Origin of the sequence: Diplocloster agilis (genome assembly GCF_019042275.1) — a bacterium.
Taxonomy (GTDB): Bacteria; Bacillota; Clostridia; order Lachnospirales; family Lachnospiraceae; genus Diplocloster; species Diplocloster agilis.
The window spans coordinates 47,602-64,296 of sequence record NZ_JAHQCW010000006.1 but is presented as its reverse complement, the minus strand read 5'-3'; the positions used below and the strand labels follow the sequence as shown (position 1 = coordinate 64,296).

Sequence of the window (16,695 nt, the reverse complement as noted above, 5' to 3'; positions counted from 1 at the left end):
TGATTTATTTCAGCTTTTTCCCCTCTTTTAAACGTTCTACGGCCTGGCTGATCCTGCGGATCTTGGTATCTTCCCTTTTCGCATCCATTATCCAGCGGATATAATCCCGTCTGGAAGAATAGGAGAGAGATTCAAAAAAAGCGGCCGCCTTAGCATCTTTTAAAAGCGCTTTTTGAAAGGCTTCCGGCAATTCCAGGATTCTTTCTTCGTCATCTTTTTCCAGGGTGACATGGATCATGTCCCCAAAATCTTTTCCGCTCTTTTCCCGGATTTCCCGGGTGATACCGATCATATAGCAGCCGCCCATCCGTACCAGAGAGCCTCGGTATTTGATACCGTCAAAAGTGGCTTTGACCTTTACGCGCTTCGCGCCGAAGACTTCATATACGTCAAAGGGAGGTTCGATATAGCCGCCATTGATTCCTTCGTGCTGTTTGATTACCGCATCAAATTCAAGTTTCATGTCTACCTCCGAACCTTACTATTTTTTATAGCTATAGCTATGAGCACTTGCGGCTGTTTTATAATGTAAGGATACCCAAATGCTCCAATAATATTTTAGCCCCGAGGCAGATCAGGATTATTCCGCCCATGAATTCCGCTTTTGCCTTATAGCGGGAGCCAAACACATTACCAATCCTGACGCCCAGCATAGACAATAGAAAAGTAATGACGCCGATAAAGGAGATGGCGGGTACAATGCGGACCTTAAGAAAAGCGAAGGTGATGCCCACCGCCAGCGCATCGATACTGGTGGCCAGAGCCAGAATCAGCATGGTTCTAAAACTTAAGTCCGCATCCGCGGTATCGCAGCCGCACTCGTCGCAGCCGTCTCCCTTGCGCGCTTCCAGTATCATATTGACACCGATGGCTCCTAACAGGAGGAAGGCGATCCAGTGATCGATACTGGAGATCTGTTTTTGAAAGTTGACACCCAGAAGATAACCGATAGCCGGCATAGCCGCCTGGAAAAAACCAAAATAGAAACCGACCAGCGCGGCTTTTCGAAACGTGATCTTTTTCATGGACAAGCCTTTGCAGACAGCAACTGCGAACGCATCCATGGAAAGCCCTACGGCCAGTATAAAGAGTTCGGCAAAATTCATGACAGTTCCTCCAACGCTTACAATACCCTGTGTATAGGCAGTGCAATACACAAGCAAAACAACTATATCACATAGTTTACCGGTATTGCAATAAGATTACATTTCACATAAAACCTTTTGCCGAACCTTCCGTAATATGTTATAATTTTACAAATTGCGACAGATGAACAGAAGAATCTGCGCATGGAGGAAAAAATGAGCCAAAACGGAACGATGTTACAGTTATTCGAGTGGTATCTGCCCGCCGATGGGTCGCATTACCGACGGATCCAGGCGGAAGCCGCCGAACTTGGCAAAGCGGGGATCACAGCCGTATGGCTGCCGCCGGCGTACAAAGGGGCGGCCGGGACGGCGGATGTGGGTTACGCGGTATACGACCTGTATGATCTGGGAGAGTTTGATCAAAAGGGCGGTATCCCCACGAAATACGGTACCAGGCAGGAATATCTGGAAGCCATTAAAAGCCTGCAGGCGCAGGGCATACAGGTATACGCGGATATCGTGCTGAATCATCATATCGGCGCGGACGGGACGGAAGACGTCAAAGTTTGGGAAGTAAATGATAAAAACAGAAATGAAGTCACCTCACAAGAGGAGACGATCCGGGCCTGGACCTTGTTCCAATATCCGGGCCGGGCCGGAAAATATTCGGATTTCATCTGGAATCATAACCATTTTGACGGCATAGACTGGGATGAACAGTCCCGCAGAAACAGAATTTTCCAATTCGCCGGTAAGCATTGGGAGGGCGAGGTGGACGCGGAAAACGGAAACTATGACTACCTGATGGGGGCGGACGTGGATTTTGATAATCCGGAGGTTCTTAAGGAATTGTACCGGTGGGGAAAATGGTACCTGGACACCACCGGCGTGGACGGCTTACGGCTGGATGCGGTGAAGCACATCAACGCGGACTTCTATCAGCACTGGCTTCCCATGCTGCGGGAATATACCGGAAAAGAGCTGTTTGCGGCGGGAGAGTACTGGAGCCCGGAGGTGGCGCGTCTGGAGCAGTATCTGGACAGGGTGGACGGGAATATGTCCCTTTTCGATGTTCCGCTGCATTTTCATCTGTATCAGGCAAGTATCCAGGGAGAGCAGTATGATCTGAGAGGTCTGTTCCCCGGGACGCTGGCAGGGGAAAACCCGTGCCGTGCCGTAACCTTTGTAGATAATCATGACACCCAGCCCGGGCAGGCGTTACAGTCCTTTGTCCAGGCCTGGTTTAAGCCCATGGCATACGCGCTGATCCTTTTAAGGGAGGCGGGATATCCCTGTGTGTTCTACGGCGATTATTATGGGATACCTCATGACGGCATAGCCGCCGCAGAGGGCCTTACGCTTCTGCTTAAAGCCCGGTCTGAGTTCGCCTATGGCAGACAGCATGATTATATCGATGATCCCCGTGTGATCGGATGGACCAGGGAAGGGGACCGGGAGCATGAAGGTTCCGGAATCGCGGTTCTGCTGTCCAACGGAGCGGGGGGCAGCAAGCGCATGTATGTGGGCGCCGGCTTCAAAGGGAAGGTTTTTCGGGATTTTCTGGGAAAATGTGAGGATAAAGTAATGATTCAGGAGGATGGAACCGGGGTTTTCTTTACGGCGGACCGGTCGGTTTCGGTATGGTATGCGAGCGGGGAAGAGTAGATGGAGCAGAAATAGAATTTACAAGGCGGTCGGAGTATTGCTGGCGGTAGTATATCTGGGAGGAAGCGCCGGGTGCGGGCAGAGCGGCCGCGACAGCCAGTTTACCAAAAAAGAGACCGCCACCAAGAGCCTGGCGTCCAACGGGGATCTGATGGTGCGGACCGATTATTCCGATAAGAATAATTGGCTCTCCCTGCCGCTGTACCAGGATAAGCAGGTGGATATCTTTTATGTGTATCCAACCGCCTGGGGAATGCCGGAGGGAAGCACCTCGGTTGTGAGTACCATTGACAATGAAAAAATGCGCCGTACCGCGGCGGGTAACTTTGAGACACAGGCCACAGCCTTTCAGCCGGTGGGTAATATTTTCGCACCCTTTTACCGGCAGTTAGACGCAGGCTTTATCCTTAGCAAATCGCCGCTGGTGGAGCGGGCCTATATCGGTGTGACCCCGTATGCGGACATTGAGGATTCTTTTGACTATTATATCAAACATTATAATCATGGAAGGCCTTTTATACTGGCAGGCCATTCCCAGGGAAGCATGGTATTAAAAGAATTGCTGATGGTATATATGAAGGAACATCCCGATGTGCAGGAGCGGATGGTGGCTGCATATTTGCTGGGCTTTTCCGTTACCGGGGAGGATATGCAGAGAAATCACCATTTGAAATATGCGGAGGGACCGGATGATACGGGCGTCATTATCTCCTTTAACACAGAGGCGCCGGATCTGACGGTAGAAAATAAAACGGTACTAAAAGGGGCTCTGACGATTAATCCGATTACCTGGACCAGATCGGAAACCCCGGCCGGCGCTTATCTGAGCAAAGGCTCCAGGATCCGGGACGGGGAGGACTACACAGATATCTTCCAATTTGCGGACGCAACCGTGAATCAGGAGCGGGGAACGGTAATGTGTTCCACGGTCCGGCCGCAGGATTTTAAAAGCGGAAGCTCGGATCTGTTCCCGCTAGGTGTTTATCACGCGTATGATTACCAGTTTTATTATTATGACATAAGGGAGAATGCCCGGAACCGGGTAGAACATTATTTCCAAAACGCGGAGGCTGATAAATAGCCGGGGCCGCGGCGGATATGCTTTTACAATCAGACAGTGGCGCCGAAAGCGGGGAAACCGTATCGGCTGCCACTTTTTTCGTAAGGAAAAGATCAGTTTTCAAGAGCAGATAATTTCCGGATCAGGAAGAATCCGAACAAAAAGAGGAGCGGACAGAGCACCCATCCAAAACCGGAAGGAAGTCCCGGGAAGACCAGAATCACAGCGCCGAGCACAAACCCGAGAATAACCAGATAAGAGGCCTTTGTGTAATGATCCAGCACATATTCCAAAAGCCTGGTGGTCAAAAGGATGCCAACAACCCCTCCGATTCCCAGCGGAAGCAGATAGGGCAGATGCAGGGTGGTGATCGCGTACATGGTGTCCTCATACATGCCCAGCATCAGCAGCATATAAGAGACACTGATACCCGGCAGAACCAGAGCGACGGCGGTGATAATCCCGGCCAGCCCCAGCATGAAAAAATGAGTAAAGCCGCTTCCTACCCGGCTGCCAAACATACCGGCCGGCAGAAGGTTCATCAGATAGACCAGCAGGATACCGATCAGAGGATATAAAATGACGCCGGGTGAAAACTTTTTCACAGCGGCTTTACGAAATATCATCGGAATACTGCCGGCTACAGCCCCCATAAAAAAATACATGGACGGCAGGTGGAATGTGTCTACCAGGAAGAGAAGAGGTTTCGCAAAAAGCAGCATACCCAGTAGAGCGCCGGCAGTAAAAGTAATAAGAAATATCAGATTTTGGCGGATATCTTTCAAAAAGGAACTTACACTTCGGATCAGGGCGTCATAGATCCCAAGAATCATAGCCATAGATCCGCCGCTTACACCGGGAACCAGAAGAGAACCTCCCACAACGATACCTTTTCCAAATATAACTAAATGAGGTTTTTTCATAAAATACTCCTTCATTTAGGATACCGCCCGGTTAAAGCCGTGTACTTTGAAAGCTTTATTATTTTACCATGCTACCACACTAAAATACAAGGGGATATCCTGTTTCTTTATAAAAAATTTATATTTACATCATTACCATAGAGTTGTCTGGCGAATAATCCTTGAAAATCTTATACAAAAACTTATCATGGTCTATTTAACCTTATGATATACATCCTTCATTCAGACCGGACTTTTCAAACGGCAGGACAAAAGAAAGAGAACGTCTCCGCCCCGTCTTGAGATTCTTAACAACATTTTAGCGTGGAAACCTTGGTAACCGGCCTCCAACTATAGTATAATGCTATGAAGATGAATGAACGAAAGGGGGCCTCCCGGTGGAGTTCTGGAAAGACGGCCTGAAAACATTATCGATTCTGGCGGCAGCCACATTGCTGAACTATGCGGTCATGCGGCTGACAGACAGCCCGTATAATGTGGCAATTATTTATCTGCTGGGTATTATGCTGACAGCCAGGTTCACCAAAGGATATTTTTGGGGGATCGCAGCGGCCGTCAGCAGTATCGGCTGTATTAATTTCTTTTTTACCTATCCTTTTATGGCCCTGAATTTTTTCCTTCAGGGGTATCCGATCGCGTTTATTGTTATGCTGTCGGTGGCGCTGCTTACCAGCACCATGATGACCAATATCCGTAAACACCAGGATCTGGTGATTGAGACGGAGAAGGAAAAGACCAGGGCGAATCTGCTGCGCGCGGTTTCCCATGACCTGCGCACGCCCCTGACCAGTATCATCGGTTCCAGCGCAACGCTGCTTGAGAACCGGAACATGCTGGATGAGGAGGAGCAGAACGAAATGCTGGGGCAGATCCATGAGGATGCCAACTGGCTGCTGCATATGGTGGAGAACCTGCTGTCCGTAACCCGGATCCATGATGACCAGGTAAAAGTGACGAAGGTATCGGAACCGGTGGAGGAGGTGGTGTCGGAGGCCGTGGCGCGGTTGAAAAAGCGGTATCCGCAGGCCCAGATCGACGTAACCGTCCCGGTTGAGTTTCTGATGGTTCCGATGGATGCCACCCTGATCGAGCAGGTCATCATTAATCTGCTGGAAAACGCGGTGAAATATTCCGGATCTAAGAAGCCGGTGGGGCTGTCTGTGGAAAAAAACGGGAGCGCCGCGGTGTTTCATGTGAGGGATTATGGCGTCGGCTTAAGCAGCACCCAAATGGAAACACTGTTTGACGGACTTTCGAATCCGCAGGGGAATTCCGTGGATAAGACAAAAGGTATGGGAATCGGCCTGTCCATCTGTCAAACGATCATACATGCCCATGGAGGCGGGTTAAAAGCGGTCAATCATTCGGAGGGTGTGGAATTCATTTTTACCCTTCCGCTGGAAGGAGGAACTACTGTATGAACAGGAAAATATCGGCCCTGATCGTAGAGGATGAACAGAATATCTGTAATTTTATCTCCACTACGCTGCTGGCAAACGAATATAAGGTACTGAAGTGTGCCTCAGGGGAGGAGGCTTTGTCCATGATTCCTTCCTATTGTCCGGAGATCGTGCTGCTGGATCTGGGGCTGCCGGATATGGATGGAATGGAAATCATCCGGCAGGTGCGGCAATGGTCCGCGGTACCGATTATCGTTATCTCAGCCAGAACCCAGGAAAAAGAGAAGGTGCGGGCGCTGGATCTGGGAGCGGATGACTATATCACGAAGCCCTTCGGGACATCGGAGCTGCTGGCCAGGATCCGAACGGCCATGCGCCACAGCAGCAGGGCAGGAGGCGGTTTGAGCGGCCCGAACCAGAAGTTTAAGGCAAAAGATTTTTGTATCGATTTTGATAAGCGGGTGGTCAGCGTGGGGGGACAGGATGTGCACCTGACCCAGATCGAGTTCAAGCTGGTGTCCCTGCTGGCGCAAAACGCCGGCCGCGTTCTGACCTATGATTCCATCATATCGAAAATCTGGGGGCCTTATGCGGGGAGTAATAATCAGATCCTCCGGGTAAATATGGCGAATATACGCCGCAAGATCGAGAAGAACCCTGGAGACCCCCAATATATCTTTACCGAGGTCGGTGTTGGATATCGTATGATAGAAGAGGACGGGGAGTCCTGACTGCCTGCCGGATTACTTTTATGAGCTGGATCAGCAGAGTCGGAAGGAAGGCCAGCACATAGATCAGGCACAGTTCGGTGATGTCAGGCTTACTTACGGAGAACAATCCCTGCAGGCCCGGTATCATCAGAACGGCATTTAACAGCAGAAAGCCTGCGCCGAATGCGGCGATGCTGTATTTGTTGGAGCCAAGGCCGATATCAAAGACGGATCTTTGGTTCCGGCAGTTAAAACCGTGGAACAGCCGGGCCAGAGTCAGCGTGGCAAATGCCATTGTGCTGGCCATAGCGGCGCCGCCCCGGTTCATACCGATAAAATAGGCAGCCATCGTAAAGACGCTGAGCAGCATGCCCTGCCAGAGTACGGCGGTAAGAAAATCTCCGGTTAAAATGCCCTGCTTTGGATCGCGGGGCTTTTGTTTTAAGAGCCCCCGCTCTGCAGGCTCCATCCCTATGGCCAGCGCCGGCAGACTGTCGGTCAGCAGGTTGATGAACAGCAGATGGACCGGTGCGAACGGTACCGGAAGAGCCAGCAGGAAAGTGAACAGTACGCATAAGATGCCGGCCGTGTTCCCGGATAACAGGAACTGGATGGCATTTTTTATATTCTGGTACACGTTGCGGCCGTTGGCCACCGCCTTGATGATGGTGGCGAAGCAGTCGTCGGTCAATATCATGGAAGCGGCGTCTTTGGAGACCTCCGTGCCGGTGATTCCCATGGCGACTCCGATGTCTGCCTTTTTTAAGGCCGGCGCGTCATTGACGCCGTCTCCGGTCATGGCTGTGATATGGCCCCGGCGCTGCCAGGAATCCACGATCCGGATTTTGTGCTCCGGCGATACCCGGGCGTACACGCTGATACGGGGTAACTTTTCATCCAGCTCTTTTTCCGTCAAGCGGTCCAGCTCCGTTCCGGTCAACGCCAGATCTCCGGCCGTGTAGATACCCAGCTGTTTTGCAATCGCGGTGGCGGTAATTTTATGGTCTCCGGTGATCATGATGGTGCGGATACCGGCTTCCTTGGCCTGTGCCACCGCATCTATGGATTCCGGCCTGGGAGGGTCGATCATGGAGACCAGCCCCAGAAAGATGAAGTCCGTCTCCTGGTCCGGGGTGAGTACGGCGTTATCCGGAAGATAACGAAGAGCCAGGGCCAGAACCCGGAGTCCCTGTTCGGAAAAGCTCTGGTTCTGATATAGAATTTCCGCTTTGTCGATGGCTGTCAAAGGCCTTGGGCCATCCTCCGTCATGATGCGGATGGTTTTTTCCAACAGGATATCGGGGGCGCCTTTGGTCAGCAGCACAGGCTGGCCGTCAATGACATGGGCGGTACTCATAAGCTTCCGGTCGGAGTCAAAAGGCAGCTCACCGATCCTTGGATAAGACTTCTGTAATTTTGCCGGGTCCGTCCGAAGCATTATGCCCATATGAAGAAGCGCGATTTCGGTAGGGTCGCCGATCTGCTTCTCACCGGCGATGGCGCTGTCGTTGGCCAACAGAGCTGTATATAAGAAATATTTGTGAACCGGGGAAGCGGGATTCAGGTTGTGGAAATCCAAAACCTGCCCGCCCAGGTAGCAGGACTGCACCGTCATTTTGTTCTGTGTCAGAGTCCCGGTTTTGTCGGAACAGACGATGGAGACGCAGCCTAAGCTTTCCACGGCTTTGAGATCCTTGATGATCGCGTGTTCACGGACCATCTTCTGGGTTCCCATAGCCTGTACAATCGTGACAATGGAGCTTAAGGCTTCCGGAATGGCGGCCACGGCCAGAGCGACCGCGAACATCAGGGAGTCCAGTATAGGCATATCCCGGTACAGACTCAGGAGGAAGATGATTCCGCACAGGACCAAAATGGCGAAGGCAAGACGGCTGCCGAACTGATCCAGGCTTATCTGGAGCGGGGTTTTCTTTTCTTTGGTCTGATTCATCAGGGAGGCGATTTTGCCAAGCTCCGTGTCCATACCGGTAGCGGTAACCACAGCGGCCCCTCTGCCATAAGAGACCAGGGAACCGGAGAAGATCATGTTTTTTTGATCGCCCAGAGCTACTTCCTGTGAAGGAAGCACCACATCCAGCTTTTCCACCGGTACGGATTCACCGGTCAGGGAGCTTTCGTTGACCTGCAGGGAATGGCTGTCTATGATCCTGGCGTCCGCGCTGATCAGGTCGCCGGCATCCAGCATCAGGATATCGCCGGGCACGATCTGGCTGGCCGGGATCTCGACTTTTGCGCCGTCTCTCTGCACTTTGGCCGTCGGGGCGGATAAGGCTTTCAGACTGTCCAGGGACTTTTCCGCTTTCCTATGCTGTACCGTACCGAGAATAGCGTTCAGAATGATGACGGCAAAGATAACCAGGGTGCTTTCCAGATTGCCGGAGATCATGGAGATCACCGCCGCACAGATGAGGATGAGGACCAGAAGATCCTGAAACTGCTTCAGGAATATGAAAAAGATACTGGTTTTTTTGGATTCTGTCAGGGTATTGGGTCCATATTCCTCCAGCCTTTTTAAGGCCTGCCGGCTGCTCAGACCATCGGACCCCGTATGAAGGGATTCGAATACTTCCTGTTGTGTCTGATTGAAAAATTTCATAATAAAACTCCTCCTTTAAATAAAAAAGACCTTCAACGTACCCAATCCTTGATCGGATACGTTAAAAGTCTTGTTACCGGATACGGTATGGCCTGCCAGGCCTTACAGGGCCGGGATTGTTGACAGGACATTTGTAACTACTCCCTTTTAACTTAGCCGCATTATATCGAACAATGTGCGCCGGGTCAACCACTTTCTATTTTTCTTTACAAATTTTTAACGACGAAATGAGGGATTTCATGTTACAATTGGTATGAAATGAAGCTATGGCGCTGTAAATGCGTAACTGGAGGTAAATATGAGAAAAACTAAAATAGTTTGTACCCTGGGTCCGGCCACGGAGGATGATCAGATTTTGAGACAGCTGATGCTGGAAGGTATGGATGTTGCCAGATTTAATTTTTCACACGGAGATCATGAGCAGCACGAGCACAACTTGACGCGGATCCGTAAACTGAGGGAGGAGCTGAATCTTCCCATAGCCGCTTTACTGGATACCAAGGGGCCTGAGATAAGGATCGGAACCTTTCCCAACGGTCCGGTAATCCTGAAAAAGGGCCAGCAGTTTACGCTGACGGTCAACGAAGTCGAAGGGGATGAGCACAGAGTTTCTATTACCTATAAGGAACTGGTGAAAGATATCGAGGTGGGAACGAGAATTCTAATCGATGACGGGCTTATTGAGATGAAGGTGTTAAGCTTTGATGACACGGATATCCTGTGTGAAGTGATTAACGGCGGGACCATATCGGACCGCAAGGGCGTCAATGTGCCCGGAGCTAACTTAAGTATGCCATATATCAGCGATAAAGATTATGAGGATATCGTATTTGGTATTGAAAAAGGTTTTGACTTTATAGCCGCTTCTTTTGTCCGGACGGCGGATGATGTTCTGCAGATCCGTAAAATTCTGGAGGAACATCATTGCGACAGCATCAATATTATATCAAAAATTGAAAATTTACAGGGTGTGAAAAACATAGATGAGATCATCGAGGTGTCCGACGGCATTATGGTTGCCAGGGGAGATATGGGAGTGGAGATTCCGTTAGAAGATGTCCCCATTGTCCAGAAGATGATCATACGGAAGGTATACAATGCGGGAAAACAGGTGATCACCGCTACCCAGATGCTGGATTCCATGATCAAGAATCCCCGTCCGACCCGGGCGGAGGCGACAGACGTGGCAAATGCGATCTATGACGGTACCAGCGCGATCATGCTGTCCGGAGAGACGGCCGCGGGCCAGTATCCGGTCGAAACTGTTAAAACGATGGTAAAGATCGCCATCAAGGCGGAAGAAAGTATCGATTACCGGGCGTTGTTCAAAAACAGAGAATCTGTGAATAATCCGGATATCACCAACGCCATCTCCCATGCCACCTGTATGACGGCGGTGGATCTGAATGCCTCGGTGATTATCACCGTCACCAAATCCGGAAAGACGGCGCGGATGATATCCAAGTACCGGCCGCCCTGCCCGATTATCGGAGGCAGCACCTATGGCTATGTCTGCCGGCAGTTAAACCTGTCCTGGGGTGTGATTCCCATCATGATGCGGGAAGAGCGCAATACGGACGAACTGTTCCACCATGCGGTGGAAGCGACCAGAAGGGAGGGATACTTAAAGGAAGGGGATCTGACCGTTATTACGGCTGGGGTACCGCTTGGGATGTCGGGCACTACGAATTTGATAAAGGTACAGACCGTCTGAGAGGACATTCGGCAGAGAAGAAAAGGGCTGTGAAAAAACTTTAAGGAAAAAAGGTTTTTTCACAGCCCCGTTTATGCTATTCTTTCGCAGCGTACGTTCTACCTTTTGCCGGGCTTACTGCCGGGCGGGGGGAACCAGGTTGCCGATGGGGTCCTTGACCGTATCGGTGGCGCTCAAGCCTTCTCCGATATCGGAAAGGTATTCCCCACCATCTTCGACAAGGCGGACGCCTCTATAATTAGCATCCTCCTTATCAAGGTGGTCTTCGGCTGTAGCGAGAGGATCCAGGCCCTCGCTGATTTCCGTAAGAGCAGGTTTCGCTTCGTCGGGCACATTGCTGTCGGGTGTGTTGTGTCTCTCGGCAGCGAACGCGGAGATGGTAAGGGTGGTAATGATACCGACAGCAACGATAGCGGAAATAATTTTTTTCATAATAGCATCTTCCTTTCATACCTGTTTTTGTGATTTTGTGTTCTGGCCGGGATGGGTTCTCCTGGGGAACAGCATCAGTATAGCATAGTCTTTATTAGATAAACGTTAGTTTTCAGAGGCGGACGTCAAATCTTAAATTTAACTTTAGTGCCCTTTCCCAAAACGCTGTCTATTTCAAGCGTACCGCCGTACCGGTCCATAACCGTCTTTACGATGGACATGCCCAAACCGCTGCCGGGAATTTTTTGGGAGCGGGAGAGATCGGAACGGTAAAAAGGTTCGAAGATGTTTTGTACCGCTTGCGTGTCCATACCGATACCGTTATCTTGAATGACTAAATAGCGTTCCCGGCCTGATACGGTAACGTTCACATAGCCCCCCTCGCGGTTATATTTTACGGCATTTTCGATCAGATTAAAAATAATTCTGTAAAACAATTCTTTATTATAAATCAGCTGAAAAACGTCCCCTGTTACGGTTATGCGGACTCCCTTTTCTTCCGCAAGTGGAGTCAGGTGAGCTTTGATTTGATTTACAACCGACAAAGCGTCTATAGCTTCAGTTTCATCTTTCAGGGATGAATTGGTCAAGGTAGTCAGGCCTTCCACCGTTTGAATCAGCCGGTTCATACTTTGCTTTACGTCGTCGGTACACTCGATATAGTCCTCGTGACTGGGGTTTTCTTGCAGTTCCAGTACCTGCAAGGAGGTTTTCATAATAGAAAGAGGTGTCTTCAGTTCGTGGGCGGCATTGGCGGTAAAGTTTTTTTGGGCGGTATACGAGCCTTCCAGCCGGTCCATCATGTTGTTAAAGGATTTTGTCAAACGAAATACTTCGTCCTCTGACTTGGGGAGTTCCACCCTTTGACGCATATTTTTATCGTCCATGCTGCTCATGAACTGTGTCAGGTGACTGAGCGGTCTCAGTATCTTTCCTGTAAGGATGTATATTACGGCCGCCAAAACAAGAATGGTGAGCAGCATTGACATAAGGGCGTTTCTTGCAAAGGCATTCATGATGACCTGGTAGGAAATCCGGTTTTCTTCAATGTCTTTAATAGGTGGGGTGGCTGGAGACTGTCTTAAAAAACTATCTTCCCGAATGCCGCCCTGTGAAGGAGGGGGAGCAGCCGTACCCTGATCAGAGAAGCCTACATCATAGGAAATCATGGAGCGCATATACTTATTTGCGGATGAGATGGAGATTGCAGTCAAAAAAAGACCGGCTACGGCTACCGTCATACTTGCCATAATTACGATCTTGCCTCGAAGCGACATGGATTTCATACGCTGTCCTCCTCGCAGGATGAAACCATATATCCCTGGCCTCTGACGGTAGTAATGAACTCACCAGTACTTCCGGCCTCCTTGATCTTTTTGCGCAGGGAGTGTATATGAAAGCGGAAGGAGTTTGAAAATAAATCAATATCACTGTCCCAGACATGTTCTATAAGATCTTCCGCACTTATGACAGTATCTGGGTGATGAAGGAGATATTGAAGGATAGAATATTCTTTTTTGGTCAGGTCTAAAAGAGCACTATCCCAATAGGCCTTTTTTGCCGAAGTATCTATAGACATTTTGCCACACCGTAAAACAGAGTCATGAAAGCCGGTGTTTTGGCGGAGCAAGTTTCTGATTCGAGCTTCCAGTTCAAGGAAATCAAAGGGTTTGGTTAAATAGTCGTTACTACCACAATCTAACCCCTTTACCTTATCGAAAACTGTATTTTTGGCGGATAGTATAATGACATGCAGATGGCTGCCTGCTTCACGAATTCTTTTGAGCACATCTAAACCGTTTATTTTGGGAATGTTAATGTCTAATACCATCAGGTCATATGTGTTTATTTCTAAAAGTTCAAGAGCTTCTTCTCCGTCAAAGGCACAGTCCACCGCATAGCCCAGTTTGCGTAGTCCCTTTGCAATGGATTTTGAAAGCAAAACTTCGTCTTCTACAATTAATAGTTTCACAAGATTCCTCCTCTGTTAAGAAAACAGGTATAATGGTCGTATTTTAACTATTATACCTGTTTTTATGTTAGATTTATATTAGTTTTTATTGGATATACATTCGTGACTGACGAAATATAAACGATAATTTTTTGGGAATTTATAAGGTGAATTCTTTTCATGGAGCACTTTCCGACGAAAGGAAAGTAGAAAAGGGTGGACAAAACGTCCGCCCTTATTTATTATGGATAAGGATAAGATATGCTGTATTAAGAAAATGCAGTAAATATATATTAGTGGAGGATAACATGGAATATTATGAGACACAGATAGAAGGATTCCGGATTCGGAAAGCAGAGCGTACGGATATACCGGTAGTTCTGGAGCTGATCAAAGAGCTGGCGGAGTATGAAAAAATGTCGGACGATGTGGTGGCGACTCCGAAACTTCTGGAGGAATGGATATTTGATAAAGAAAAAGCGCAGGTGCTGTTAGGAGAGGCGGATGGAGAAATCGTCGGTATGGCGCTTTATTTCTATAATTTTTCTACTTTCCTGGGCAGAGCGGGAATCTATCTGGAGGATTTGTTTGTAAAGCCTTCCATGCGTGGCAGCGGAATGGGAAAAGCGCTGCTGACGCAGCTGGCCCGCATCGCCGTGGAAGAAGGATGCGGCCGTATGGAGTGGTCCTGTCTGAATTGGAATGCGCCCAGCATCGGATTTTATAAATCTTTGGGGGCGGTGCCTATGGATGAGTGGACCGTGTACCGGTTGACCGGGGATGTGCTTGACGAGTTGGGAAGGTGAAAGCATTTTCTCCTAACGACCGATCGTGCACAAACAAAGAGAAAATTGGATGGGTACCCGGAGGGCAGAGGGGATTGGCTGCGCTCCGGGTGAGGACGTTTAGCCAATACCAGGCGGTATAGCCGGAGCTTGCGAATCATGAGTATGTGATTTGCAGGCTCCGGCTTTATTTATTTGTTATTGGGTGAGAAGCATTAATAGAGGTGAGAATGAGAATATGAGTGTTAGAAGGTATTGGGATTCCGGAAGGAAAAAATATATATAAAATCACAGTATATATATTGACAGAGTATATTATATGATATATAATATAGAAAAATTAAGCATATATAAAATATTTTATATATTGGAAAGGAGGAGTTGATATGGTGTATCAGTTGGGATCGGCGTTGTTGGATGCTTTTGTACTGGCGATTGTGTCGAAAGGAGACGCCTATGGCTATCAGATCTCGCAGGAGATCAAGACTGTGGTGAATCTGAAGGAATCGACCCTTTATCCGGTGCTGAAAAGGATGCAGGAGGCAGGATACCTGGAAGTATATGACAGGCCGTTCCAGGGAAGGAACAGGAGATATTACCGGATTACGGACAGCGGACAGGATAAGAAACGTTATTATGTGAAGGAATGGATCGACTTCCGTATGGATGTGGAGAGAATTTTGCGAGGAGGGGAAAGCGATGAACAGACAGGAATATCTGCGGATTTTGAATAAGGAGCTCAGAAGACTGCCGCGCGCGGACCGCGAGCAGGCACTTCAGTATTATGAGGAATATTTTGAGGACGCCGGACCTGAGAATGAGCAGGCGGTGATGGAAGAACTGGGGAACCCGATAGACATTGCCAATCAGATTATACGGGATCTGGCAATTAAGAAGATGGAGGAGCCGGAGAAGTCGGTTAAGCATGGTTTTTCCGCTATCTGGATTGTGATTCTGGCCGTGTTTGCGGCACCGATCGGGCTGCCCCTGGCATTTGCCTTCGCATTGGTTATTTTTTGTGTGGTTTTGGTGGTATTCATCTTTGTGGCCTGCTTTATTTTCGCGGGAATCTGCCTGGGCGCCGGGGGATTGCTGTCATTAGCGGCAGGCGGATACCTGCTGTTCCAAACATTCGCCGATGGCCTGGCGGTGATTGGAAGCGGACTTTTGGCGGCTGGCGTTGGAATCTTTATCCTTTACGGGAGTTATTATCTCGGAAGATTACTGTTTGCCGGAATTGCGCGTCTGTTCCGCAGAATGCTGACAAGGGGGAAGAAAAAACATGAAAAAGTTCAGTAAAACGATATTAATGATAGCCACCTGCCTGGTCGTGGCAGGAGCCGGTTTTTTGGGAGTCGGATACGCGCTGGGCGGCAGCCCTTCTTTCGCGATTGGACCGGAAGGGATTGTCAACGGGACGACATCCGTGAATCATTCACTGGAAAAGACCCGAATCGACGCTTTTGAAAATGTGAAACTGACCGTTAATTTCGGTGATATTACGATCGTACCTTCGGACGGATATTATCTGGAGTATTCATTAACCGGAGATGAGAAAGGTCCGGCTTACAGTGTGGACAATAAGACGCTCACCTTCCGGGAAATCCAGGAAAATGCAGGCGCGGTATATAGCTTTTTCTATTCCGGCCCGGTAGGAAACGTCTATGATCCGAAGGGAAATGATTATCTGAAATTATATGTGCCCGAGGATGTCTATCTGGAAAATGTGCAGATCGTCGGAAGCGACGGGGAATTTGTCTGGGATGGCTCGGTGAAAACAGACTGGCTCAGCGTGGATATCTCATACGGGGATATGAAAGTGAGCGATGTACAGGGAAAACAAATCGAACTGAATTCCAGCGACGGAAAGATAGAGGTAAGTAATTGCGCCGCGGAAACGCTGAAGGTCTATAACGCCTATGGAAATACCATCTTAAAACAAGTGGATGTGCAGGATTTGACCGTTGAATTAAGTGACGGCAAGCTGGAAATGGAACAGATAAAAGCGGAAAATAACGATATCAGAAACTATTACGGCTCGATCAAAGGGGACGTTCTGAGCGGAAATATCTGGAACGTATACCAGTCCGATGGAAACTGCCGTTTTGACGAGGCGGATATACAGGATCTGAAGGTTGAGAGTTCTTATGGAGATGTGGAGCTGAATATGCTGGGAGCGGAAGACGATTACGACTATGATCTGCACTCAGATTACGGTTCTGTCAGACTGAACGGATACCGCCGGGATGAAGAAATAAGAATCCGGAATAAGGCCGACCGTGTGATCAGAGTGGATTCCTCTGACGGTAAGATCGTTGTCAACACGGAGAAAGATTGAATCCAACCCCAA

General features: G+C 49.1%; 15 protein-coding genes and 1 pseudogene. 9 read left to right on the top strand and 7 right to left on the bottom strand.

Translation table 11 applies throughout. From position 1 onward, the window contains the following. Positions 1-4: 4 nt before the first annotated feature. On the bottom strand, positions 5-463 hold the full coding sequence (locus KTH89_RS05355; RefSeq protein WP_238720950.1) for a YdeI/OmpD-associated family protein: 459 nt from the start codon (positions 461-463) through the stop codon (positions 5-7). A 58-nt stretch (positions 464-521) separates the two neighbouring features. Then, positions 522-1,106: a manganese efflux pump MntP gene (locus KTH89_RS05350; protein ID WP_158342755.1), complete on the bottom strand. Its 585-nt coding sequence runs from the start codon at positions 1,104-1,106 to the stop codon at positions 522-524. A gap of 195 nt (positions 1,107-1,301) precedes the next feature. Between KTH89_RS05350 and KTH89_RS05345 the strand changes: the two genes are divergently transcribed. Together KTH89_RS05345 and KTH89_RS05340 are read left to right on the top strand one after the other, a co-directional pair. Continuing rightward, a complete protein-coding gene (locus KTH89_RS05345; RefSeq protein WP_238720949.1) occupies positions 1,302-2,753 on the top strand; it encodes an alpha-amylase in 1,452 nt (483 codons plus the stop codon). A gap of 37 nt (positions 2,754-2,790) precedes the next feature. Next, the gene (locus KTH89_RS05340) at positions 2,791-3,834 is read left to right on the top strand and encodes a DUF3089 domain-containing protein (protein WP_238720948.1); all 1,044 of its coding nucleotides are present in this window, start codon (positions 2,791-2,793) and stop codon (positions 3,832-3,834) included. A 92-nt stretch (positions 3,835-3,926) separates the two neighbouring features. On the opposite strand, the gene KTH89_RS05335 is transcribed toward KTH89_RS05340, so the two are convergent. Next, positions 3,927-4,736: a DUF368 domain-containing protein gene (locus KTH89_RS05335; protein WP_238720947.1), complete on the bottom strand. Its 810-nt coding sequence runs from the start codon at positions 4,734-4,736 to the stop codon at positions 3,927-3,929. Positions 4,737-5,113: 377 nt separating this feature from the next. On the opposite strand from KTH89_RS05335, the gene KTH89_RS05330 reads away from it, so the two are divergent. After that, entirely contained in the window at positions 5,114-6,157 is a 1,044-nt protein-coding gene (locus KTH89_RS05330) for a sensor histidine kinase (protein ID WP_238720946.1), read from the top strand. Then, on the top strand, positions 6,154-6,867 hold the full coding sequence (locus KTH89_RS05325) for a response regulator (RefSeq protein ID WP_158342750.1): 714 nt from the start codon (positions 6,154-6,156) through the stop codon (positions 6,865-6,867). Before KTH89_RS05330 ends, KTH89_RS05325 begins: the two co-directional genes overlap by 4 nt. Here KTH89_RS05325 and KTH89_RS05320 read toward each other — a convergent pair. Continuing rightward, positions 6,815-9,466, bottom strand: a complete 2,652-nt coding sequence (locus KTH89_RS05320) for a cation-translocating P-type ATPase (protein ID WP_408639957.1) — start codon at positions 9,464-9,466, stop codon at positions 6,815-6,817. The two genes, KTH89_RS05325 and KTH89_RS05320, sit on opposite strands and share 53 nt — an antisense overlap. 295 nt (positions 9,467-9,761) lie before the next feature. On the opposite strand from KTH89_RS05320, the pseudogene pyk reads away from it, so the two are divergent. Next, positions 9,762-11,174, top strand: a pseudogene (gene pyk / locus KTH89_RS05315) (pyruvate kinase); the annotation flags it as partial. Positions 11,175-11,291: 117 nt separating this feature from the next. Here the strand turns inward: pyk and KTH89_RS05310 are convergent. From KTH89_RS05310 to KTH89_RS05300, 3 genes are all read right to left on the bottom strand, one after another. Then, complete coding sequence (locus tag KTH89_RS05310) at positions 11,292-11,609, bottom strand: hypothetical protein (protein ID WP_238720945.1); 318 nt, start codon at positions 11,607-11,609, stop codon at positions 11,292-11,294. A gap of 125 nt (positions 11,610-11,734) precedes the next feature. After that, entirely contained in the window at positions 11,735-12,895 is a 1,161-nt protein-coding gene (locus tag KTH89_RS05305; RefSeq protein WP_238720944.1) for a sensor histidine kinase, read from the bottom strand. Beyond that, entirely contained in the window at positions 12,892-13,581 is a 690-nt protein-coding gene (locus KTH89_RS05300) for a response regulator transcription factor (RefSeq protein WP_238720943.1), read from the bottom strand. Before KTH89_RS05300 ends, KTH89_RS05305 begins: the two co-directional genes overlap by 4 nt. A gap of 287 nt (positions 13,582-13,868) precedes the next feature. On the opposite strand from KTH89_RS05300, the gene KTH89_RS05295 reads away from it, so the two are divergent. From KTH89_RS05295 to KTH89_RS05280, 4 genes are all read left to right on the top strand, one after another. Continuing rightward, a complete protein-coding gene (locus tag KTH89_RS05295) occupies positions 13,869-14,366 on the top strand; it encodes a GNAT family N-acetyltransferase (protein WP_158342747.1) in 498 nt (165 codons plus the stop codon). Positions 14,367-14,731: 365 nt separating this feature from the next. Continuing rightward, the gene (locus tag KTH89_RS05290) at positions 14,732-15,079 is read left to right on the top strand and encodes a PadR family transcriptional regulator (protein WP_158342746.1); all 348 of its coding nucleotides are present in this window, start codon (positions 14,732-14,734) and stop codon (positions 15,077-15,079) included. Beyond that, positions 15,045-15,644 (top strand): DUF1700 domain-containing protein, encoded by a 600-nt coding sequence (locus KTH89_RS05285; RefSeq protein WP_238720942.1) that lies wholly within the window; start codon positions 15,045-15,047, stop codon positions 15,642-15,644. The genes KTH89_RS05290 and KTH89_RS05285 overlap by 35 nt, the downstream gene beginning before the upstream one ends. Continuing rightward, a complete protein-coding gene (locus KTH89_RS05280) occupies positions 15,628-16,683 on the top strand; it encodes a DUF4097 family beta strand repeat-containing protein (RefSeq protein ID WP_158342744.1) in 1,056 nt (351 codons plus the stop codon). Before KTH89_RS05285 ends, KTH89_RS05280 begins: the two co-directional genes overlap by 17 nt. Positions 16,684-16,695: the final 12 nt, after the last annotated feature.